Source organism: Dyadobacter chenhuakuii (assembly GCF_023821985.2).
Taxonomy (GTDB): domain Bacteria; phylum Bacteroidota; class Bacteroidia; order Cytophagales; family Spirosomataceae; genus Dyadobacter; species Dyadobacter chenhuakuii.
Map to the genome: position 1 here is coordinate 710185 of NZ_CP098805.1, position 21165 is coordinate 731349.

At 45.1% G+C, this 21165-nt stretch carries 19 protein-coding genes; 4 read left to right on the forward strand and 15 right to left on the reverse strand.

What is annotated here, in order from left to right; all coding sequences use genetic code 11:
* Positions 1–63: 63 nt before the first annotated feature.
* The 3 genes from NFI80_RS02955 to NFI80_RS02965 all read right to left on the reverse strand — a co-directional run bounded on the left by NFI80_RS02955 (position 64) and on the right by NFI80_RS02965 (position 3743).
* Positions 64–1782, reverse strand: a complete 1719-nt coding sequence (locus NFI80_RS02955) for an FAD-dependent oxidoreductase (RefSeq protein ID WP_233797747.1) — start codon at positions 1780–1782, stop codon at positions 64–66.
* Between the two features lie 67 nt (positions 1783–1849).
* Positions 1850–2449, reverse strand: a complete 600-nt coding sequence (locus tag NFI80_RS02960; protein WP_233797748.1) for a gluconate 2-dehydrogenase subunit 3 family protein — start codon at positions 2447–2449, stop codon at positions 1850–1852.
* A 238-nt stretch (positions 2450–2687) separates the two neighbouring features.
* The gene (locus NFI80_RS02965; RefSeq protein WP_235164956.1) at positions 2688–3743 is read right to left on the reverse strand and encodes a phenylacetate--CoA ligase family protein; all 1056 of its coding nucleotides are present in this window, start codon (positions 3741–3743) and stop codon (positions 2688–2690) included.
* 38 nt (positions 3744–3781) lie between these two features.
* Here NFI80_RS02965 and NFI80_RS02970 point away from each other — a divergent pair, with 38 nt between their 5' ends.
* Both NFI80_RS02970 and NFI80_RS02975 read left to right on the forward strand, forming a co-directional pair.
* Positions 3782–4306 (forward strand): hypothetical protein, encoded by a 525-nt coding sequence (locus tag NFI80_RS02970; RefSeq protein WP_233797750.1) that lies wholly within the window; start codon positions 3782–3784, stop codon positions 4304–4306.
* Between the two features lie 30 nt (positions 4307–4336).
* A complete protein-coding gene (locus NFI80_RS02975) occupies positions 4337–4864 on the forward strand; it encodes a hypothetical protein (RefSeq protein ID WP_235160161.1) in 528 nt (175 codons plus the stop codon).
* Positions 4865–4873: 9 nt separating this feature from the next.
* Here NFI80_RS02975 and NFI80_RS02980 read toward each other — a convergent pair whose 3' ends face one another.
* Complete coding sequence (locus tag NFI80_RS02980) at positions 4874–6151, reverse strand: sensor histidine kinase (protein ID WP_233797752.1); 1278 nt, start codon at positions 6149–6151, stop codon at positions 4874–4876.
* 205 nt (positions 6152–6356) lie between these two features.
* Here NFI80_RS02980 and hemA point away from each other — a divergent pair, with 205 nt between their 5' ends.
* Positions 6357–7619: a glutamyl-tRNA reductase gene (gene hemA, locus NFI80_RS02985; RefSeq protein ID WP_026629936.1), complete on the forward strand. Its 1263-nt coding sequence runs from the start codon at positions 6357–6359 to the stop codon at positions 7617–7619.
* Positions 7620–7719: 100 nt separating this feature from the next.
* Here the strand turns inward: hemA and NFI80_RS02990 are convergent, their stop codons facing one another.
* From NFI80_RS02990 to NFI80_RS03040, 11 genes are all read right to left on the reverse strand, one after another.
* Positions 7720–8538 (reverse strand): ferritin-like domain-containing protein, encoded by an 819-nt coding sequence (locus NFI80_RS02990; RefSeq protein ID WP_233797753.1) that lies wholly within the window; start codon positions 8536–8538, stop codon positions 7720–7722.
* A gap of 20 nt (positions 8539–8558) precedes the next feature.
* Positions 8559–9257 (reverse strand): ferritin-like domain-containing protein, encoded by a 699-nt coding sequence (locus NFI80_RS02995; protein WP_233797754.1) that lies wholly within the window; start codon positions 9255–9257, stop codon positions 8559–8561.
* A 277-nt stretch (positions 9258–9534) separates the two neighbouring features.
* Positions 9535–11115 (reverse strand): DUF4394 domain-containing protein, encoded by a 1581-nt coding sequence (locus tag NFI80_RS03000; RefSeq protein ID WP_235164955.1) that lies wholly within the window; start codon positions 11113–11115, stop codon positions 9535–9537.
* 140 nt (positions 11116–11255) lie between these two features.
* The gene (locus NFI80_RS03005; RefSeq protein WP_235164954.1) at positions 11256–13040 is read right to left on the reverse strand and encodes an ABC transporter ATP-binding protein; all 1785 of its coding nucleotides are present in this window, start codon (positions 13038–13040) and stop codon (positions 11256–11258) included.
* Positions 13041–13099: 59 nt separating this feature from the next.
* Positions 13100–14428: a DEAD/DEAH box helicase gene (locus NFI80_RS03010; protein ID WP_233797757.1), complete on the reverse strand. Its 1329-nt coding sequence runs from the start codon at positions 14426–14428 to the stop codon at positions 13100–13102.
* A 145-nt stretch (positions 14429–14573) separates the two neighbouring features.
* Positions 14574–15215 carry a porin family protein gene (locus tag NFI80_RS03015; protein WP_235160164.1) on the reverse strand — a complete coding sequence of 214 codons (642 nt, stop codon included), beginning with the start codon at positions 15213–15215 and terminating at the stop codon, positions 14574–14576.
* Positions 15216–15405: 190 nt separating this feature from the next.
* A complete protein-coding gene (locus tag NFI80_RS03020; RefSeq protein ID WP_235164953.1) occupies positions 15406–16479 on the reverse strand; it encodes a hypothetical protein in 1074 nt (357 codons plus the stop codon).
* 28 nt (positions 16480–16507) lie between these two features.
* On the reverse strand, positions 16508–17437 hold the full coding sequence (locus NFI80_RS03025) for a hypothetical protein (protein WP_235164952.1): 930 nt from the start codon (positions 17435–17437) through the stop codon (positions 16508–16510).
* Positions 17438–17446: 9 nt separating this feature from the next.
* Positions 17447–18019 (reverse strand): phosphoribosylglycinamide formyltransferase, encoded by a 573-nt coding sequence (gene purN / locus NFI80_RS03030; RefSeq protein WP_235160167.1) that lies wholly within the window; start codon positions 18017–18019, stop codon positions 17447–17449.
* A gap of 124 nt (positions 18020–18143) precedes the next feature.
* Positions 18144–18839: a TapB family protein gene (locus tag NFI80_RS03035; protein ID WP_235164951.1), complete on the reverse strand. Its 696-nt coding sequence runs from the start codon at positions 18837–18839 to the stop codon at positions 18144–18146.
* A 101-nt stretch (positions 18840–18940) separates the two neighbouring features.
* The gene (locus NFI80_RS03040) at positions 18941–19822 is read right to left on the reverse strand and encodes a geranylgeranylglycerol-phosphate geranylgeranyltransferase (RefSeq protein ID WP_235160169.1); all 882 of its coding nucleotides are present in this window, start codon (positions 19820–19822) and stop codon (positions 18941–18943) included.
* Positions 19823–20004: 182 nt separating this feature from the next.
* Between NFI80_RS03040 and bshA the strand changes: the two genes are divergently transcribed.
* Positions 20005–21144, forward strand: a complete 1140-nt coding sequence (bshA, locus tag NFI80_RS03045) for an N-acetyl-alpha-D-glucosaminyl L-malate synthase BshA (RefSeq protein ID WP_235164950.1) — start codon at positions 20005–20007, stop codon at positions 21142–21144.
* Positions 21145–21165: the final 21 nt, after the last annotated feature.

Consider the following 21165-nt stretch of genomic DNA (forward strand, 5'->3'; position numbering starts at 1 on the left):
GCATAAAAGAAAAAACCCCGCCGGATATACCCAGCGAGGTTTTTTCAATTGAAATGTGCTTAACTAAACATTCATCTTTTTAAGCTCTTTCACGGCATGGTCGGCCGCACGTGCGGTCATAGCCATGTAGGTAAGCGACGGGTTCACGCAAGATGCGGAAGTCATGAATGCGCCATCCGTTACGTACACATTCTCTGCGCCCCAAACCTGATTGTTCTTATTTAAAACAGAGGTTTTCGGATCATTACCCATCCGGGCTGTGCCCATTTCGTGGATACCAATGCCAGGGTGTTTGGAGTCGTCAATGTATGGTGTAACGTTTTTCAGACCTGCTGCTTCCAGCATTTCCGCTGCATCATTCATCATGTCAACGCGCATTTTCCGCTCGTTTTCACCGTAAGCTGCATCAAAAACCACAAGCGGAAGTCCCCATTTATCTTTCTTGGTCGGGTGCAACGTGAAGCGGTTTTTTTCATCCGCGATCATCTCACCAAAACCCTGAATGTTCATATTCCATCCGCCTGGCTCTGAGAGCGACTTCTTGAAATCAGCACCGAAACCGTCCGTTCCGACGCCGCGTCCCCAGCTTTCGCGGCTTGCGCCTCCCTGGTAACCGAAGCCACGAATGTAATCGCGCTTGTCATCGCCCCAGTTGCGGTAACGTGGGATATAGATTCCGTTTGCACGTCTTCCGAAATAATATTTGTCTTCAAAACCATCCACATCCGCTCTCGCGCCAACTGCCAGGTGATGGTCCATAATGTTACGTCCAAGCTGGTCACTTTCATTTCCCAGACCATTCGGAAAACGTTTCGACTTCGAGTTCATTAATATAGAAGCCGAAGCAATAGCAGAAGCGTTCATGAAAATGATCTTCGCATAATATTCCTTGGTTTCCAATGTGTTCTGGTTGATCACACGAACACCTGTTACTTTGCCTAGCTTGTCATCGTAAATCACTTCTGAAACAATAGAATCAGGCACTAATGTAAGGTTACCTGTTCTCTGCGCAGCTGGAAGCGTGGCCGATTGTGTGCTGAAATAGGCACCGTAAGGGCAACCGCGCATACACATGTTACGGAACTGACAAGCAGCACGTCCCAGTTCTGTATGGAAAGCTTGTGGCTGGGTAAGGTGCGCAGCGCGGCCCATAATGATGTGGCGGCCTGCAAATTTCTTCTCTACTTCTCCTTTTACATGTTTTTCAACGCAGTTCATTTGCATAGGAGGCAGGTAATTGCCATCCGGCAACACATCCAGTCCGTCCTTTGCGCCGCTGATCCCCGCGAATTTCTCCACGTAATCATACCACGGAGCAATGTCTTTGTAACGGATCGGCCAGTCTACCGCGATGCCGTCTTTGGCATTCGCTTCGAAATCCATTGGATTGAGGCGATAGCTTTGACGCCCCCACAGCAGCGAGCGTCCGCCTACGTGATAGGCACGGATCCAGTCGAATTTGCGGGTTTCTTCGTATTGGTTTTCTTTATCGTTTTCAAACAGATATGCCCATTCTTCGTTGGCTGTATAACCTGTCCTGATCCCAGCCCAATATTGCTCTTTGGCAATGGTGGTAACGCGGCCTCTGTGTTCAAATTCCCAGGGGGCAAGCGTTGCTGTTTTGTAGTCGGTAATGTGCTTGATGTCGCGGCCTCTTTCGAGCATGACCACTTTCAAGCCCTTTTCTGTCAATTCCTTAGCTGCCCAGCCGCCGCTGATTCCCGATCCAACCACGATTGCGTCGTAAGTGGTTTGTTTCGCTGCCTTTATGTTTAAATTCATGATGAATGTTTTTCGATATTAATGACTTGGCCAGATGCCGGCCTGATAAATTCTGGAAATGTGGTGCTTACAAGGCCCACGCTTTTTGTCCCGGCTTGTAATCGATGCATCCATCGTAGCGACCCGGAACTGCCACATATTCAAGTGCTTGCGTTGCACCTTGTTCGGATGTGAAATAACCTAGTAAGGTTAGCTCCTTCAACAAACGGAAGAATGGAACCGGTGCATCCGTATATTCTTTTCCGGCTTCTGTATACTTTTTCTTTTCCGTGTCGGCCTTGGCCTGATCTGCTTTCGACGCTTTTTCCATTTCGGTCAGGATCGCCGTTCTGTCTTGTGGCGTTGCCTTCATGAAATCTTTCTTTTCGAGCTCTTCCAATCCTTTGTTAAAGCTTTTCTGCTCAGGCTCGGAATAGCAATCCTTCATCATTTTTTCGATAAACTCACCGACTTTCGCATCCTTTGCTCCCGGGGTGTCTGTTTTTGGGATAATCATCTCACTAACCTCCGCAACCAGCGCCTGTCTTTCCGGGGTAAACGGAAAAGTAATCCCGGTAGCAGTATCAGAAGCTTTTTTGCAGCTTTCCAGAAAAGCCAGCATGGTGGGGGCTGAGAGAGCACCACCCATTAAAAGTGCCACACGACCAAGGGCATCACGTCTTTTCATTTGATATACTTTATATGATAGGTTAACAATCCAAAATGTAATAATACATTTGATTAATGCAATTTTAAAAAGCCTGCTAATTTATGAAATATTCTCTGTTTACGGGTTCTTAGAACAATTCTATATAATGTAAACAAATGTTATGTAACTCACTGTCAATGCGTACGGCGATATTAAAAACGCATTAATGTGTACTTTCTTAGCATGGCTAATTTTGGTTGCCGCAACAATGAACGACTTACATTACCATTAAATTGCAACCCCGGATGTCAGAATTATCAAAGCGGCCCATGACATAAAACGAGCCTTCCTTTTCACCGAATCTGCCGAGGTCCTGGGTTTCTATGAATGAGCAGCTATCCAGGTTGGCCAGGTCGATAATGTTAATGCCGCCGGTTTTGGAACTGTTTATATTGTGATCGTAAATCGCAAAAGGATCATTGATATCACGCAGCAAAATGCGCATTGAAAATCCTGGCATGAGCAGCCCCGCGCCGTGTGAATAGCCTTGCGAAAGCATTTCGGTCATGCCGTATTCAGAATGGATTTTGTCAACCCCAAGTCTGCCCGTAAGAGTGTCATGCACTTCTTCTCTTAAAAGCTCCTGCCGGCGTCCTTTCATGCCGCCAGTATCCATTACCGTAAGTTCTTTGATCTTGGCTAAAAACGAGAGATCGTGGTCGCTCTCGGCCAGGTCCAGCAGGGCAAATGTTACACCCAGCATGAGGACCTTCTTTCCATCGGGGTTGTTTGCAAGACAAGTGAGCGTTTGAAGCAGTTCATCCACATTTTTAAGGTAAAAACCGGACAAATCTGACCCGCTTTCCTCAATAAAATGTTGCATCATATACACCAGCGAAGAGTTGTTTCGTTCAAGATATGATGGAAGCAGCGCCAGAATATGGAACTGTTTCAGGTCACCAAAATTGTCCCGAAAAATGCGAGCGGAGACGTCCTTATACAATGTCCCGTCGAACAAATGGTGCTGGCTTGTTTGTTGGCCGGTTGTTCCGCTGCTTTGAAAAATAGCGGAAGGCGCTGGCAGGTCGCCGCTTTGGATAATGTGGTTTTTAAAAAACTGAACGGGCAAAAACGGAATCTGGGTCAGGTGGGTTATATGCTCCGGTATAATGTTCAGATTTTTTATATACTGATTGTAAACCGGGTTATATGCTGCCTGATAGCGGAAAATTTCCAGTGTAAGGCGCTCGAAATTAGCAGGTTGTAAAGTTAGGATTTGCTCGCGCAGTGCCTGCCTTTTTTCGGTTTGAGATTTGTTGTTTTGAAGTTCCAATACTGTTACTTTCGTAGAAATATAAATACAAAGCTAATATGCAATTGAAAGTTTCCCTATTCATCATTTTGGCAGCAGGAGCATTAGGCTGCGTGGATATCCCGGACTTTGATAACACACCCAAAATATATTATAATGGTATCGATCAGTTTACAGAAACTGATTCTGCCGACAAGAAAGTTCGCGAAAATGTAATCATTACCATCGATTTTGAAGACGGTGACGGTGACCTGGGCGCTTCCGCGGATGAACGTTCGGATTCTTCCTTTGTAAGGCCTTACGGAAAATGGGGTAACTATGAGCTTGTCACGGCAAGAAAAGGATCGGACGGCAAATGGACAGAGTCTATTCTTGCCGAGGATCAATACAAATGGATGCCTATCTTGAAACCTGACGGCAAGCCAGGTCCTATCAAGGGAAAGCTAGACTTGAATACAAGTTTTCTATATGGTAACAGCACGGTTCCCGTTTACGTGAGATTTAAAGTGCGTATCCGTGACCGGGCATTGAATGTCAGCGACCAGATCCAGACAGACAGCATTCAGGTCCCAGGTTACCGTTAAGCATTGTTCACACCCTTCAACAGATTGATTATGAAAGTTTCCAGCGCATTATTTCTCTGTATATCAGCCTCATTCACCGCTTGCGTGCCTGCGCCGGATTTCGATTCCGTCCCCAGAATCGAATATGCATCCATTGATCAATCCACGGAGACAGATCCTGTGACAGGCAAAAAGCTGCGGGAGAATGTCGTGATCACAGTCACTTTTGAAGATAAGGACGGAGATCTGGGAGCGACGGCGGATGAACGTTCTGACGAAAACTTCAATTCCGTATATGGCAAGCGTGGTAATTATGAACTTGTAACGCTTACCAAAAATACCGATGGCTCCTGGGATGAGCGTATTTTGTCCAGTGATTCTGTTATGTGGATGCCTATCCTTAAACCCGACGGTAGGACGGGCCCTATAAAAGGTAAGCTCGATTATGAGCTGAAAAGACCTTATGGGAATTCGTCGATTGATATTGAGCAAAAATACAAAGTACGGATACGCGACAGGGCATTGCATTACAGCAACCAGGTCGAAACGGACATTGTCACTGTTCCCGGTTATAGATAAAAGCTCTCGCTACTCAATAATATTTGCATTCAACAGGATACGGAAAGTTGTTCCCCGACCGATTTCGGAGCTTTTGACAAAGAGCTTGCCCGAATGGTAGTTTTCAATAATCCTTTTGGCTAATGTCAATCCCAATCCCCAGCCACGTTTTTTCGTGCTGAATCCCGGATTGAAAATCTTATTCATATTTGCCTTGCTCATTCCTTTTCCCGTATCGGCAATATCAATCCAGATTTCTTTGGTGTTAGGAGGTGCCTGAAGTGTAACATTAATCTCGCCAATCCCACCCATCGCATCCACAGCATTTTTGCAGACATTCTCAATGACCCATTCAAACAGGTTTTTATTTATTAATGCCGTCTGCTCATCCGCGAGCTGGTTGAAGACCGAAAATTTCACTTTGGAAGAAACACGTTTTTCCAGGTAACTGATAAAATTTGTTACAATCTCGGTAACAGGTTCTTCCTTCAAAGTGGGCACCGAGCCAATGTTTGAAAAGCGTGTAGTGATCATTTCGAGCCGGATCACATCCTTTTCTATCTCTTCTGCGATGGACGGATCAATGCTCGGGTCGCTCCGGAAATATTCCACCCACGCCATTAATGACGAAAGTGGCGTTCCTAACTGATGCGCCGTTTCTTTGGCCAAACCAACCCAAACACGGTTTTGCTCCGCTTTTCGAGCCGAACTGAACGCCAGATAAGCCAGATAACCGATCAAAAGCATGACCGAAAGCTGCAAAAACGGGTAGTAACGTAGCTGTGTAAGCAGGAATGAATTACTATAATAGATATTCCCAGTCCGACCCTTGCCCAAATCAACCGGGATCGGTGGATGTTCCAGTTTCATTTCAGCCAGCTTATCCTGAATAATGCGCTCGCGCTCGGCCGGGCCGGCATTTTTCGGGAATTCAATGTTCTTGTTGGGATTAGGGAGATTATTTTCGTTGACATAAATGACCGGGATCTGGTAAAAATTCACCGCATCCTGGATCACCTGGAACACCACATTGAAGTTCTCGTCAAAAGGGCTGTTGAACACATATCGCATTCCCTCCGCATAAAGCTGCACTTCGCGTTCTTCCCGTTGTTCAAGCTCTTCCACCAATTTATCAGTATAAAATAATGATCCGATGCTGAGCAAAAGCAGGATAATGCCAATGATGTATTTATAAAAGCTTTTCTGATCATACGTGTCCATCAGAGAGCGGCGCAGGCGCTGGCTGTTCAGAATGGCAACGGGATGCAGTCGAAAACGAGGCTTTTGTTTTGGAGTTTCGCTAATCATTCATGGGCGGGCACGCATTTCCCGCAGTTAATGTTATATCCTGTAAATAACGTAAAATATTCGTGCTTAGTGGCCTGTAACGAAAGAAATCGGTGTTTGCAGGCGATTGTTATTTGTAAGATTTCTAAATAAACTTCCGGTGCTTTACACACGTTCCTATTGTAAGTTTTGTGCCGTACTTTTGTGTACCGAATAAGAACCAGTGATGTATAATCAGTTCAAATCAATAAGTTTATCACATCGGAATGCGACTCTGGCAATCAGAGAACAGCTTGCATTGAATGAGGCGGAGGCGAAAAGCATGATGCTCAGGCTGAAAGATTTCTTTGATGTTTCCGATGTCCTTGTTGTCTCCACCTGCAACCGCACCGAAATATACTATTCCGCCGCGACGGACCTGAATGAGGAGATCATCAAAATGCTCCTGATCCAAAAAGGCGTTGCTGACATTGAGTCGTTCAAATCCTATTTTGAGCGCTTTTCAGCGGGAGAGAGTGCAGTGCAGCATTTATTTCAGGTTGCTACGGGCTTGCAATCGCAGGTTGTGGGGGATATGCAGATTCCAAATCAGATCAAACATGCATATCAGTGGTCGGCAGACCTTAATATGGCCGGGCCGTTCTTACACAGACTTTTACATACCATTTTCTTTGCCAATAAGCGCGTAGCGCAGGAGACTTTCTTCCGGGATGGAGCTGCTTCTATTTCTTATGCAGCCGTAGAATTGCTGGAAGGATTAATGCCAAATCCGAAAGTGCTAATCGTGGGATTGGGCGAGATAGGAGCGGATGTTTGCCGTAACCTGGCCCAGAAAAAAGGAACTGCCGAGGTTACCATCGTAAACCGGTCAAGGGATAAGTCGGATAAGCTGGCTGAGGAACTCGGTTTCCGCGTGGCAGACTTTTCTGACATTGAAGGCGAGATTTCCAGAGCGGATATCATTGTTTCTTCCATTGTTCGCGATGATCCTTTCTTTACCAAGGAAATGATGGTTCGCTTGCGCGGAATGTCTTTCAAATATTTCATTGATCTTTCCGTACCACGCAGCGTTTCCCCGGAAGTAGAAGAAATTCCTGGCGTAATGCTTTATACAATTGATTCCATCCGTTCCAAAGCGGATCAGGCATTGCACCGCCGCCTGGAAGCCGTGCCGCACGTGCGTGAGATTATTGATGAAGCCGTTATTGAATTCAATGATTGGTCCAAAGAAATGGTGGTGTCACCAACCATTCAGAAACTGAAAGGGGCTTTGGAACAGATCAGAAAAGAAGAACTGACGCGTTTTACGAAAAACCTGACGGATTCAGAACTTGAAAAAGTGGAACGCATCACAACCAGCATGATGCAGAAAATCCTGAAACTTCCTGTGCTTCAATTGAAAGCAGCCTGCAAGAGAGGAGAAGCAGAAACGCTCATCGACGTGTTGAATGACCTCTTCAATCTGGAAAAACAAGCGGAAAAGCATTAATCAAGATTTTATATTTTTATGTATATCAAAAAGAAAGGATGGCATTTGCCATCCTTTCTTATGTATTACCTTACCCTCCACAATAATTAATTGTTTCTTATTACATTCCCATTTTCTTGATAAATGGTCCTGCTATTGCCAAAACCTCTTCCATAGTCAAAGGTTCGTCAAATGATTCTGTTACAGCGTCTCTGCTGATGCCCACAACACCTGGTAGCGTAGCAGCGTCCAAACCAGCGTGAACTGTGTTAGACTCAGGCGTTGCGCCTTTATAAACTGCTTCCGGGAAACCTTTATCTTGTGTAATCCAGCCTTTCATCATTGGATCCTTTTTCAGGTGACCGATGATTCTTCTTACCAGTGAAGCGTGACGTGCTTCTACTGAGTGAACCTGCAATGCATATTCAAGGATCTGAGGAGAACCGATTAGGTTTCCTGCCTGTCCTTTGTAAGCACGTACACCTGTATCTTCCAAAGCAGATGAGATCGTGATGAATGTCATGAAGTTAGTCCATGCATCTGGGAAAGCTCCACCATATGTGAAGTCAAACTGAGGACGGTCAACAGCAGCACTTCCCAAAGCAGATTTGAGGAATTCAACGTGTTGCGTTTCGTGTCTTTCGATTTGTGAGAAAACCAATGTGTATTCCGCAGGAATGAAATTGGTCATTCTGTTTGCCTGGAAGTAGAATGTCTCTTCAAGATATTCCAGCGTCAGAGCGAAATTAAGTATATCTGTTACAGATGGCGTAGCGGCATATGCCTTATTTACAATGGAAGCGAAAACAGTTGGGACAGCTGCCGAAGCGAGTGTGCTGCCTACACGATTCATAAACATGCGACGGGTAGAGTGCGCAAGACGCCCTGCTGCATCACCGTCAACTTGTTGAATGCTGTCTAGTATTCTAAAAATATTCATGTCAGTAAGTTTTTTAAAAGTTAGCGTGGCAGATCTTTTCCACTGATTTTATCCATAATAAATGGTGCAACACCGCTCAAAATTACGGACGGAGAATAAGCATTTTCCAAGCCCATATTGTTGATCTGTCCACCTGCGAATTCCAATGCATTCGGGTTGATCAAATCGGCGATTGCAGAAGCGTGTCTTGCTTCAACAGATACGATCTTACCAGCAACAAGCAGATAATTAACGTCCTTAATCAGCTTGCCAGCGCCGTTGTAAGCAGCTACGCCAGTATCTTCAAACAATTTTGCCGCTCCAAGTACACTCTTGCGGTCAGCAAAGTCAATAGCAGAAAAATTAGGAGTAAGGCCTTTGATAGCGTTGCTGCCTAGTGCTGTTTTGAAAAATTCTCTGTGGATGATTTCGTGATCACGAATGTCGGTAAGGATCCATTTTTCCATATCTGTCATGTTCAGATAAGGAGTCATCATTACTTGCGTGTAGAATGCAGCTTCAAGCTGTTCCAATGCATACGCATAATTAAGGATACCAAGATCACCTGTTCCTAGGTTTACAGTATCGTCGGATGCCAGATCCTGCTCTGTGCAGGCACCAAGGATGAATGCTCCCGTGGCAGCGGCAACGCCCGCAGATCTCAGGAAGTAACGTCTGCCCACTTTTGATAGCATTGCGCCCTCAGAAGGTTCAGAAATTTGAGTTAATGTTTGTTTCATAATCAGGAAAGTGTTTGAAGTTTATTGTGAACCATTTCAGAATTTCCATCCTGGTCCTGGCAGACTTACGCTGTATAAATCTTTATGGATTAAGTATCAGGGAATTATCTTGCAACTTTTAGGAATACTATTTTTTGATTTTGTATTAATCCAATTTAAACGAAGGATATTTGGTATAAACATTGTATTATTTACTTAAAAATATTTTTGAAATTCTTTAAAATAAATAAAAAAAAGGGCGCTATGACTAAATAGCGCCCTTTTTTACCATGCTGGATTACAACCCAAAGCCCAGTGCAAAACCTTTTACAGATCCTGCGAAATCAGAAACTTTCGTTGCGCTTCCGGTGGTCAGGTTAATGGAGTATAGTCCGGTGTTTCCGCCTACCGTAAGCAAAGCGTAAGCCATGCCCGTAGTGCCGCCGATATCAAATCCGCTGGCTGCATCGATATCAATGCCCAACGCACCGATTTTTTCGAGACCGCCGTCATTTGGTGGATTTTGTTTGAATAATGAATTCGACTCGCTGTCGATATCATATAGCACCGTGCTGGTTGTGCCCGCAAAGCTGTTTGTATAGGCCGCAGCATTCACGAATGGCGTGCCAGGTCCCGGCACCAATTTCAATGGTCCGTCAAGCAGTGTAATGCCGCTGGTAACATTGATTCGCAGATTTTGTCCTGTGTTGCTCACGATGCGCAGCCTGTCAGCAACAGGGTTGAAGTCGAAGCCGAAGCTTGTGCCCATTACTTTAAAGTTAGGATCACCAAGATAATGCAAGGGAGGAAGCGCTTTTGCAGCAGCTGATGCCAGATCAAGTCCGTACAGTTTTCCATCAGAACCCAGTGCGTGCAAGCGGCCATCCGCAGGACGGAAGTCGATTCCTTCGATATTAACGCCCATTGGCAAGCCTGTAATCGCTTTTTCGATGCGTGTTCCGGCATTCATCGGGTTGAAGATCAGCAGCTTGTTGGAAGCATCAACCGCATAAGCAACCGGGCTGGTAGGAATGGCAACGCCAATGATCTTACCAGCAGGCAGGTTTCCGATTTTCGAAAGCGCACCTGTCGAAAGATTAATTTCGGCAAGTTCCCAAATGTTGTTAACCTTAACGGATGCAATCGCGTAGTTGTTAACCGAAGAAATATCAAATCCGCCTACATCCTGAATGTCAGTTCCTAACGGGCCAACTTCTTTCAAAACACCATCATTAGGAGGCATTTGCAGGAAAAGCTTGTCAACGTCCGGATCAATGTCGTAAAGCTGTGTAGTTGTTGCACCGGCAACATTGTTTGTATAAGCAGCAGCAGCCACTTTCACATCATTATAACCTTTCAGATAACCATCAAGCGCAGCTAATGCGTTGGTTTCAGGGTGTAAACGTAAATTTTGCGCTGTGTTTGTAACCAGTCTGATGCGGTCAACAGTTGGGTTGAAGTCAAAACCAACCACTTCCGGGCCCGAAATGCCAGGATTAAATGGAACAGGGCTAATAACTGTAACTCTTCCCGGGTTAATGTCGGAGCGGAGATTAACGGTGTAGATGTGATTTTTGTTTCCAACTGCATAAAGCTGACCTGTGGCAGGGCGGAAATCAATACTCAATAATTTTTCATCCGGCTCTAATCCTGCGGAGATCGTAAGTGTGCGGATGGGCGTACCTGGGTTTTGTACATTTAATTCATAAATCTTGTTGTCGCTTGTTAATGCGTAAAAAATCTGGTTAGGAGCGCTCACCAGCGGCACCGGCTGGCTGTCAAGTTGGGTTTGTTCTGTACATGCCTGATTGACGAAGACCAGACCAGCGAGAAGCAGCGAACTGCCCGAGACGGAACGCAAAATTTTAGAGATGTTCATACCATTTGGGTTGAGTGTGACAAGTAATTTGACACACCACATACGACCATCAACCCGATTTAGATCAATCGCATTTAATTAATTTTTAATGCGTATGGGGTCCAATTTAATGGTTTTTTAATGGAGATGGATCAGAGTTGTTATTCTTTGGACATCATGCCGATCATCTTATCCAGGTTGAGGCTCCTGGCCGAAGCGTCAAATATTTCCCTGTAAACGCCCTCTTTCTCATACAGTTCGGTGTGCGTCCCGAACTCTGCGATGCTTCCTTTTTTCATGACATAAATCTGATCCGAATCCAGGATTTGAGATAGGCTATGAGAAATGATAACAACAGTCCTGCCTTCTTTAATGGCATCCAGACTGTTTTTAATCTGCTCGGTTGCAATGGCGTCAAGGCTGGCTGTGGGTTCGTCGAGGAAAATGACGGGTGGATTTTTCAGAAAAAGTCGTGCAATGGCAATGCGTTGCTGCTGACCTCCTGAAAGCATTTGTGCGTCGGTTTCGTATTGCGCAGGCAACTCCATAATCTGATCGTGCAGATATGCTTTTCGAGCTGCGGCGATCAACTCTTCCTGGGTTGCATTCATTTGCCCGTAACGGATATTTTCCGCAATAGACCCTTTAAAAATGTGGTTTTTCTGTAAAACCATTCCGATGGAGTTACGCAATGCGGGCAGATCATAATCTTCCAGAGGACGCCCGTCCAGCGTAAGCGTGCCGGAATCCGGCGCATAAAAACCAATGAGTAAGTTGATCAATGTGCTTTTTCCAGCTCCCGACAACCCAACCAGCGCAGTCGTTTGCCCGGATTTAATGTTGACATTGATATTAAACAATGCTTTGGTGCCATTCGGATAAGTAAAGGAAACATCGTTCAAGGCATAATCGCCGCGGATCGTCTCGGGAATAACCTTTCCACTTTGTTCAACTGCATTATCGGCGTCCAGTATTTCAAAAAAGCCTTCGGAATAGGTCAATGCGTCGTTCATCTCATCGTAGATCCGGTGCAGCTGGCGGATAGGGGCGGACACATTATTGAAAAGCAGGATATGGAACATAATCGCGCCGATGGACATCTGCTGATCCAGCACAAGATAGGCCGTAAGAATGATGATCAGCACGACGCCGATTTGCTCGATAAAGCTCTTAATGCCATCGTAGGCAAAGTTGGTGCGGCGCGTTTTGAGTTGCGTCTCCATCAGCTCCATCTGTGTCTGATACTGCTTTTGCCCCTCAAATATTTCCCTTACAAATGATTTGATGACAATGATAGACTCGATCAGGTTGATCAATCCACTGCTTTTATTCTCTCGTTGCCTTTTCAGTTTGCGCCTTACGCCCTGCAATTCGCCCGCCTGCTTGTAACTGATCCAGAAGTAAACCGGTAAGATCGCAAGGGCAATCGCTCCGACATAAAAATTGGCAGAGAACATGATCGCAAGCGCAACGATGGAATTGGCAAAAAGCGGGAGAATGTCAATAAAAAAGTTCTGAATCAGTTTGGTAAGGCTTTCCACACCACGGTCTATGCGGGTTTGCAGCTTACCTTTCTGATTGTCATTGTCGCTGTAAAAGGCGAGGTTATAGGTGAGGATTCTGCTGATGGCTTCCTGAGCGAGATCGCTGGACACCTTAATCCTGATTTTTTCACCAAAATAACGCTGGCCAAAAACGATGAGCGAGTTAACAATTTCCTTTACAAAAAGAATGAGGGAAATCTTGATCAGCAAATCCTTACCTTGAATGATGCCCCAGTTTCTGTCGAGCATTGCCTGCACGGAATCCACTGTATAACGCAAAACCCAGGGGTTAACCTGGGCAGTCACCGCGCCAAGCAGTGTAAGGAAGAGCGCGAAAACGATTTGTTTGTTATACGGCTTTACGTAAGGCTGCAGGCGCTGGAATATTTGCCAGATACTCATAGTGAATGTTCGGGGAAGCTAATTAGATTCATTTCAGGAGTTATCCCAATAACTATGCCCTACTTTTTGCCGGAGCGCTTGATAGGGCGTCCGTATTTCTGCATTTTTTCCTGCGCGTGATTTCTTCTGACGTTTACCTTCTTATTCTTATCTATCTTTTCGTGAAATGCACCGCCGCCTGCTTCTCTTTTGGGCAGCTTCACATCAATGCTCTTCATGTAGATCTGCGGCTCTTCATCCGGCGTAAGGATTTCTGATATTTTAAGGTTTTCGGGAAGATCTGCGATCGGGATCTGGTAATTCATCAACTCCTCGATCTGCTCCTGGCGTTCTTTTTCACCTTCTGTAATAAAGGAAATGGCTACGCCTTTTTTATCCGCGCGACCAGTCCGGCCGATGCGATGAATGTAATTTTCAGGGATTTCCGGAATGTCAAAATTGAAAACGTGGGAAACTTCTGCAACGTCCAATCCGCGCGCAATGATGTCTGTGGCGATCAGAACGCGATAATTGCCTTCGTGAAATTGCTTAACAGTGTTAAATCTGTGATTTTGTTCCTTGTTAGAGTGGATGACGCCTATCTTGTTCAGGTAACCCATTTCCAGTTGTCCGAAGAGCTGGTCGGCCAGCTTTTTAGTAGCGACAAACACCAGCACCTTGGTCATATCCGGATTTTCTTCCAGCAGCAGATCCAGCAGGTTTACTTTGGTATAAAAGTTCGGAACGTAATACGCTTTCTGTTCAATGTTTTCCAATGGTGTGCCCACCGGTGCTGCCTCAATTCTTACCGGGTTATTAAAGTAAGTCTGCATTAATGCTTCAACCTCCGGCGTTAATGTTGCCGAGAAAAGCAGGTTCTGGCGTTTTTGCGGCAGGAGGTCAAGAATATTTTTTAGCTGCGTACGAAAGCCCAGGTTGAGCATTTCGTCCACTTCATCAATCACCAGTTTCTTAATTGCTTTGGTTTTGAGCGAGCCATTCAATGCCAGGTCGAAAAGCCGGCCGGGTGTAGCGACAACAACGTCTGCCCCGTTTTTCAGCTCAGCCATTTGTACTTTAATATTGCCACCGCCATATGCTCCAACCACCTGCAAGGTCAGGTATGCGCTCAGTTTTTTCACCTCTTCCACCACTTGCACCACAAGCTCGCGCGTAGGCACCAGAATCAGCAATTGTGGGAGGCGATCTTTGGAAAACTCGATTTGCCGGAGGGTAGGGAGCAGATATGCGAAAGTTTTTCCAGTTCCGGTTTGCGCAATCCCGCATACATCTTTCCCAGACATCATTACTGAAAAAACCTTATGCTGGATCGTTGTCGGCGTTTCGTAATTCAGATCAGCGAGGGCCTGTAATAGAGGTTTGGTGAGATTTAATTCTTCAAAAGTCATAGCAATGATTATAATAAAGCACAAAGTTACGCCTAATCTGCGGTTAGCGCGGCATCATTTGCTGGTATAAAGGGCAACACCAAAAAAAGAACCAGATGGATGATCCCATCTGGTTCTTTTAAATATGGCTAAGTAGCTTGGCTAATTAACGCGTCCTCAATCTGCCGGTGTTGCTGTTGTAAGTTCCAAGCGGGAAGCTAAGACCAGCATTGATTCCGAAATTTTGGTTCTTCACATTGGTGTTGCCATCTTTGGTTACATCAATAAGGCCTAATCCATAACGTGCGTCCAGGTTCAGCCAGATTTTTTCCTGCAGACGAATGTTAATCCCTGCTCCGAAAGTCAACCCAAGGTCAAATGGAGAATAAACGCGGTTGTTGGAATCGCCATTCAGGTTGTTTCCGTCTTTGTCCCGTGCGCCTACTAGAAAGTTAAGGCTTGGTCCCAGGAAAATTTTCGGGCGAACTTTGTCACCATACTGTCCGAAGAAAAATGTTGCCAACAACGGAGCCTGAATGTAGTTCAGGTTAAGCTCATTTGTCTTGTTGTTGTTCTGAGCGCCCATCTGCGTAAACAAGAGTTGTCCGCTAAATCCAAAGCCGGATTCTGAACTGTAATTGTAGAAACCACCGACCGTTATGCCTGGTTTCCAGTCCGTATTAGCCACGTCTCCCCTGAAATTAGCGATGGAAACCCCAACAATAGGTCCAATGGAAACATTCTCTTGTGCTTGTGCCTGCGTTACAAACAATGTAACCGCAAGTAATAGAATAATACAATTTTTCATCTGAGTAGGTTAAATATACATTTGCTGCAAAACAACAAAACATGTACCAACAGGAATGAAAAAACGCCCGCCAGTCAATGTGCTCATTGCAAGCGCAATGTTCGTATATTTATATTTAGACTAAACTCTGAACCGGGGAATTACCTCTACAACTGTATACGTTACCCTCAAAAATCGGCTGATTCACTTATTAGTCTTCTTCTTCATCAAGGAAAGACTGGCCTGGTATCTGATAGGTTTTCAGATAGGCTTTAAGCTGTGAAGGCACCTTCCAGTTTTTGATCACATTACGGATGTTTTTTATCTCCGCTTTCATCTCATTCACATTGGTGTTGAACTTGACGATTACGGTCGTAAGAGAATTGACATGCTGGAATGGCAATCCGCAAACGGCTGAGATCTTCTTCTGAATGCCTTCTTTGACAAGTTCCAGTTCCTCTACTTGCTGTTTAAGCACCTTATTATAGTAGTTGAGCTGGTTTTTACTCAAATTTTCCAGTTGATCCTGATCAATCCTATCCAGCGCGATCTGTAATTTCAGAAGTTTCAGCAAGTTATTTTCCTGATATGCCTGCGTCACCTGTTGCATAATGTCCGTTCTGCGCAATTTTTCCGCTTCGTCCTTTTCCAGGTCCGGGTGAAAAGCCTTTACCAGGTCCATATAGACGGTCCGCACCGACTTCGTCGTTTTCTGCTGTTCTGCGTTTTGTTTTGCTTCCAGTATGCGCTTGTTAAGCCGTTCTTCGCGTTGCTCGGCTTTAATGCGCTGTCGTTCTTCCTCGGGAAGGTCATGGAAGTTTTCGTACTCGACGGGCTCCTGCGCAGACTCACTTTCTATTAAAAATGCCGGGTCTGTAATTTTTTCGGATTTTGCCCTTTCCGCTGCAAGCAGGACTTCAACGTCAACCGCACTGTATTTATTGAAAACCGGTTTCAAATCATCGAACCCGTAATGTGCGATGAGGTCATAAGCACTTTCAGTGATCAGGTAAGCGAGTTTATCCTGGTAAATTTTCCTGAAAAGATCGGCGGAATATGTTCGGTCCATAATGTGAACAATCTCCGCGCGGAATTCCTGATATTCTCTGACCAATGGGTCGAGATCCGTGGGAATTCGCTGGATCATCTGGTCATAAGCGCTTTCCAGCTCGGGGATCAGGCGATCCAGTTCTTCTATTTTTTCGGACAGCTGGTTAAACTCTTTCTGTCTTTTGTTCAAGACATTTTTCCGCTCATTAATATGTAAGATAGCAGTTTCGGGCATGTAGGTAATTTTATGGAAAAATTTGCGATCAAAAGCCTAACTCCTGATAGGAAATCATGATGATCGCAATGACTGCCAATAGAAGTCCAAATTTGTTAAGTTGGTTCAGTCTTTCGCGGTAAATCAGCCAGGCGGCACCCGCAGATACCAGCATGGTCAGAATGTTGTAGATCGGGAACACGAAAGCGGCGCTGTTGCTGAATGATGCAAGCGCGAGCAGCAGGAAATAAAGGGAAAGAAAATTAGGAACTCCCAGAATGAATCCTCCCAAAATGCTCCGCCAATGTAATTTCTCACCACTAACCAAAACCCGGAAAAGCAAAATGACTGACCCGATAAGGATAGCCCCCGAACAGGCAATAATCATAAACAGCGTGGTTTCGCCGGCTGCATAATACTTTACCGACAAGTAATTGATCAATGTGTTGTTGGTTCCGGCGGCAAGAAAAGTGAGCAGGGGAAGGATCAGCAACAATCTCGCCCTTGAAACCGAATTTGCAGACGAGGTGGTTGTAGCGGAGGCAGCGTCTTTATTATTTTGCTGAATTGCGCCTAATGCTAGTGCTGCAAGTGCAATAACAAGCCCGGCATAGTTGACGACAGTGAATTCCTTATTGTTGTTTTGAAATACAAACAGACCAAAAAGCACAGGGATAACGAGCGACATATTGCCAGCCAGCGACGTAGCGGTGACGCTCACCTTTTGCGCAGTAAGCCCTATCAGCATAAATGTGACCACAAACATTCCGCCCAACGCCAGGGTTACCAGCGTTCCTTCCGAATTCCAGACCGCATTCCTGAACAGGCCCAAGTCCGGCGTGAGCACCAGCCCGGTAAGCACGCATGCATAGTAATTGAACACAACTGCATGGAAAGAATGCACTTTATAGCGCGGAAACGCGCGCATAATCAGGTAAAGGGCAACGGTGAAGAGGACCGACAGCAGGAAATAAAGCATGAGCAGTTTCTAGCGCTTTTGATAAAGAACCTCGTCAATCACGCGCGGGTAATTTTCGTGTTCCAATGCATGGATCTTATTTGCCACATCGTCCGAAGTGTCGGTAGGAGCAACGGGGCAGGTGGCTTGGAAAATTACGTTTCCTTCGTCATAATTTTCGTTCACATAATGGATCGTAATGCCGGATTCGGACTCTTTTGCATTCACAACCGCTTCGTGGACAAACTGCCCGTACATGCCCTTTCCACCATATTTAGGGAGTAAAGCGGGATGAATGTTGATGATTTTGTTAGGGAAAGCTTCCACCAGCAAGGCAGGAACCAATAGCATGAAACCTGCAAGCACGACCAGGTCAATTCTTTCATTTTGCAGAATTTGAAGCACTTTGCGTGTGTCGTAGAATGTCTTTTTATCGAAAAACACAACAGGGATCTGCAACTTACAAGCCCTCTTGATTACACCGGCCTGAGGATTGTTGGTGAAAATCAGTGACACTTCTACATCTTGCCGCTCAGCAAAATATTCAGCGATTTTTTCCGCATTTGATCCGGATCCGGAGGCGAAGATGGCAAGTCGTTTCATTGTCGTCAAGAATTAATTATTCGTAATGTAGTGTCAAAATTCTTTGGCAAATTTATAAAAAGAACGGCTCACGGCAGATGACCGGAAGCCGTACCCAAAGAATAATAAGTTAAATGTTTGAGTCTCAATAAATTTTCGTGAGTTCGCTGCGCCCGATCAGCTTGCCTTTACGGTAAGTTTCCGTTTTCAAATCCCAGGCAACGCCGGGTGCGCGGTAGGAAATACTTTCCATTTCCATTTTTACAGGAAAGCCCATTCTCATTTCAAAACTCAGATCTGATTTGATCTTGTAGGCATCAAATGTTCCGGCTGGCAGAGTAAGTTTTTCCTGGCCGGTAACATTTCGGTTTTTTATCATCATATCAAAATTCACTGCCATAGGCCCCGACTGACCATTTCCTTTCACAGACGCATCTTTTAATTTATCCCCGACATTGTATTTGGTCGGATATTCAATGTTTTCGTAGGTAAATTTCATTTCCATATTCTGGAATGATTTGAGTTGCTCCTGGCTGATGAGCGATTTGGCGTCCATGCTGATCACATTTCCGTCGCATTTCATTTTATAAACGTTTTTCAGCTCCGACTTGCCCTTAGGATTCATTGCTTCCATTTCAATGTTGAAAACCGTAAAAGCGCCCTCTGTCGAAACGTCCAGGATCTTGTAAATGATCTTTCCAGTTTCCTTTCCCTTCCCATCGTAGTTCATCATCTCAAATCCGCTGCCTTGCTTTAATACAAGACCGCCGCAGTCCTGGGCAATGGATTTTGTTTGGATAAAAAAGAGCAGCAGCAGGCTCCACAACAGCAGTTTTTTCATGAATGTAACGTGGATACGTGATTTAGTTTGCGGTAAACAAAGATAGTCCCCGCTGCCAGAAATCCACTTTTTGTTTGGAATATTGATTTTACGGTAAGGCGCTATGCCCAAACCATCGTAATGAGGCCAAGCAGCATAATGATCTTGCACAGGCTGCTGATACGCTTGAAATCACGACGTGTATCCGCCCGAGCCAGGCTTGCCGTAAGCAGGGCAATGGGGATCAAAAGGAGGAAGAACAAGATGATCAGCACATTATTGTCCAGCGCCCGCGCCATCACAAATAAAGTGGTAACGAACATTAAAAGAATCACATACAGGAAGTTTTTGGTCTGGCGGATGCCCCATATGATAGGCAATGTGCGGCAGCCATGCGCTTCGTCGCCCTTGATGTCTTCCATGTCCTTCACAATTTCACGGACGAGGGAAATAAAGAAAGAGAAAACCGCATAAATGAACACCAAATGGCGATTTGCCGGAAAATGGACTGTAAGGATCAGCAGAGAGAAACCGGTAAGCAGCGAAACGATAAAGTTGCCTATAAAAGGAAGTCGCTTATAACGCTCGGAATAAAACCAGAGTAGTGTAATTGAGAAAACATTGATCACAAATATGTAAGGACTGACCACAAGCCCCAACACTGCGCCTAAAACATTAAGGATCTGATGTGCGCCCATTGCCCAGCGCCGTTTCAGATAGCGCCCCACGACAACACGTTCGGGTTTGTTTACAATGTCGATTTTTATGTCAAAATAATCATTGATAATGTAGCCCGCTGCGGCGATGCAGACTGTGGAAAGCGATAGGAAGAACATATCCGCATTCGCGATGATGCTGCGCCATTCGTCGCGGGGGCCTATGAGGAGAATGCGTGTAAAATACTGCGTTACGACCACAATCACCAGATTGGTCATACGGACCAGACGGGCACTTCCGGTAATGTAATCCCATAAAGTAATTTTTGGTCTGGCAGACACATTCATGGAGGCTAACTCTGGAAACAGAAGGTTTAGGGAATAAAATTATTCATTTTATCCCATTAACGACAAATCTCAACATCTTTATCCATTTTGGGGATAAAAAATGGATCATTTGTTGTTAGGCTAAAAGATCTGTTATTACAGCAGTTCGCCCGAGTGCGACTTTCAACTTTTTAAATAGCATTATGAAAATTGGTATTGTATGCTATCCTACCTTCGGTGGAAGCGGAGTGGTAGCTACCGAACTTGGCAAAGCACTTGCGAAAGTGGGACATCAGGTTCATTTTATTACATATTCGCAGCCTCAAAGACTCGACTTCTTCAATGAAAATCTTTACTATCACGAAGTAAATATCCCGGCTTACCCGCTGTTTCAATACCCGCCTTACGAGTCCGCATTATCCAGTGAAATGGTGCATGTAGCCGCAAGTGCTAACCTGGATCTGCTGCACGTGCATTATGCCATCCCGCATGCGTCGTCTGCGTATCTGGCCAAACAGATTTTAGCGCAGCAGGGCATTCACATTCCGGTGATCACGACATTGCACGGAACGGATATTACATTGGTAGGGAAAGACGAATCCTACGAGCCGGTTGTAACATTCAGTATTAACCAGTCGGACGGCATAACAGCTGTTTCGGAATCGTTGAAAAAAGATACTTACGCGCATTTTGCGATTACAAAGGACATTGAAGTGATCCCTAACTTTATTGACCTGGATCGTTTCAACCGTCAGAAAAAAGAGCATTTTAAACTGGCCATCTGCCCGAATAACGAAAAACTGATCGTACATACATCCAATTTCAGGAAAGTGAAGCGGATTGATGACGTGATCATGATTTTTGAAAAGCTGCGCAAGTTATTGCCAAGCAAACTTTTATTAGTAGGCGATGGTCCCGACAGACAACGCATCGAACGCATGTGCAAAGACCTGGATATGCTTTCGGATGTCCGGTTTTTAGGCAAGCTCGACGCCATTGAAGAAGTACTTTCTGTGGCGGATCTATTTTTAATGCCTTCTGAATCAGAAAGTTTTGGCCTGGCAGCATTGGAAGCACTGGCTTGCGAAGTTCCCTTGATAACGTCGAATGCAGGAGGACTTCCTGAACTGAATCTGCATGGCATTACCGGATTTTTGAGTGATGTCGGCGATGTGGATGACATGGTGAAGCATGCGGCTTACATCCTGGATGACGCGAATCTGCCCACATTCAAAGCGAACGCATTGGCGCGGGCAAAAGATTTTGACATTACCAAGATACTTCCTCATTATGAAGCTTATTATGAGAAAGTTGTCGAAAATAGCAAAGCAGTAGCGATATAGGTATGGTATTTTTATGGTCTG

Excerpts from the sequence above, each read along its gene's own strand:
- NFI80_RS02995 (WP_233797754.1), bottom strand. The coding sequence starts at position 9,257 with ATGAAACAAACATTAACTCAAATTTCTGAACCTTCTGAGGGCGCAATG.
- NFI80_RS03010 (WP_233797757.1), bottom strand. The coding sequence starts at position 14,428 with ATGACTTTTGAAGAATTAAATCTCACCAAACCTCTATTACAGGCCCTC.
- NFI80_RS03020 (WP_235164953.1), bottom strand. The coding sequence starts at position 16,479 with ATGCCCGAAACTGCTATCTTACATATTAATGAGCGGAAAAATGTCTTG.
- NFI80_RS03005 (WP_235164954.1), bottom strand. The coding sequence starts at position 13,040 with ATGAGTATCTGGCAAATATTCCAGCGCCTGCAGCCTTACGTAAAGCCG.
- NFI80_RS02990 (WP_233797753.1), bottom strand. The coding sequence starts at position 8,538 with ATGAATATTTTTAGAATACTAGACAGCATTCAACAAGTTGACGGTGAT.
- NFI80_RS03040 (WP_235160169.1), bottom strand. The coding sequence starts at position 19,822 with ATGAATGTGTCTGCCAGACCAAAAATTACTTTATGGGATTACATTACC.
- NFI80_RS03035 (WP_235164951.1), bottom strand. The coding sequence starts at position 18,839 with ATGAAAAAACTGCTGTTGTGGAGCCTGCTGCTGCTCTTTTTTATCCAA.
- NFI80_RS02955 (WP_233797747.1), bottom strand. The coding sequence starts at position 1,782 with ATGAATTTAAACATAAAGGCAGCGAAACAAACCACTTACGACGCAATC.
- hemA (WP_026629936.1), top strand. The coding sequence starts at position 6,357 with ATGTATAATCAGTTCAAATCAATAAGTTTATCACATCGGAATGCGACT.
- purN (WP_235160167.1), bottom strand. The coding sequence starts at position 18,019 with ATGAAACGACTTGCCATCTTCGCCTCCGGATCCGGATCAAATGCGGAA.
- NFI80_RS03000 (WP_235164955.1), bottom strand. The coding sequence starts at position 11,115 with ATGAACATCTCTAAAATTTTGCGTTCCGTCTCGGGCAGTTCGCTGCTT.
- NFI80_RS03015 (WP_235160164.1), bottom strand. The coding sequence starts at position 15,215 with ATGAAAAATTGTATTATTCTATTACTTGCGGTTACATTGTTTGTAACG.
- NFI80_RS03025 (WP_235164952.1), bottom strand. The coding sequence starts at position 17,437 with ATGCTTTATTTCCTGCTGTCGGTCCTCTTCACCGTTGCCCTTTACCTG.
- NFI80_RS02960 (WP_233797748.1), bottom strand. The coding sequence starts at position 2,449 with ATGAAAAGACGTGATGCCCTTGGTCGTGTGGCACTTTTAATGGGTGGT.
- bshA (WP_235164950.1), top strand. The coding sequence starts at position 20,005 with ATGAAAATTGGTATTGTATGCTATCCTACCTTCGGTGGAAGCGGAGTG.
- NFI80_RS02975 (WP_235160161.1), top strand. The coding sequence starts at position 4,337 with ATGAAAGTTTCCAGCGCATTATTTCTCTGTATATCAGCCTCATTCACC.
- NFI80_RS02970 (WP_233797750.1), top strand. The coding sequence starts at position 3,782 with ATGCAATTGAAAGTTTCCCTATTCATCATTTTGGCAGCAGGAGCATTA.
- NFI80_RS02980 (WP_233797752.1), bottom strand. The coding sequence starts at position 6,151 with ATGATTAGCGAAACTCCAAAACAAAAGCCTCGTTTTCGACTGCATCCC.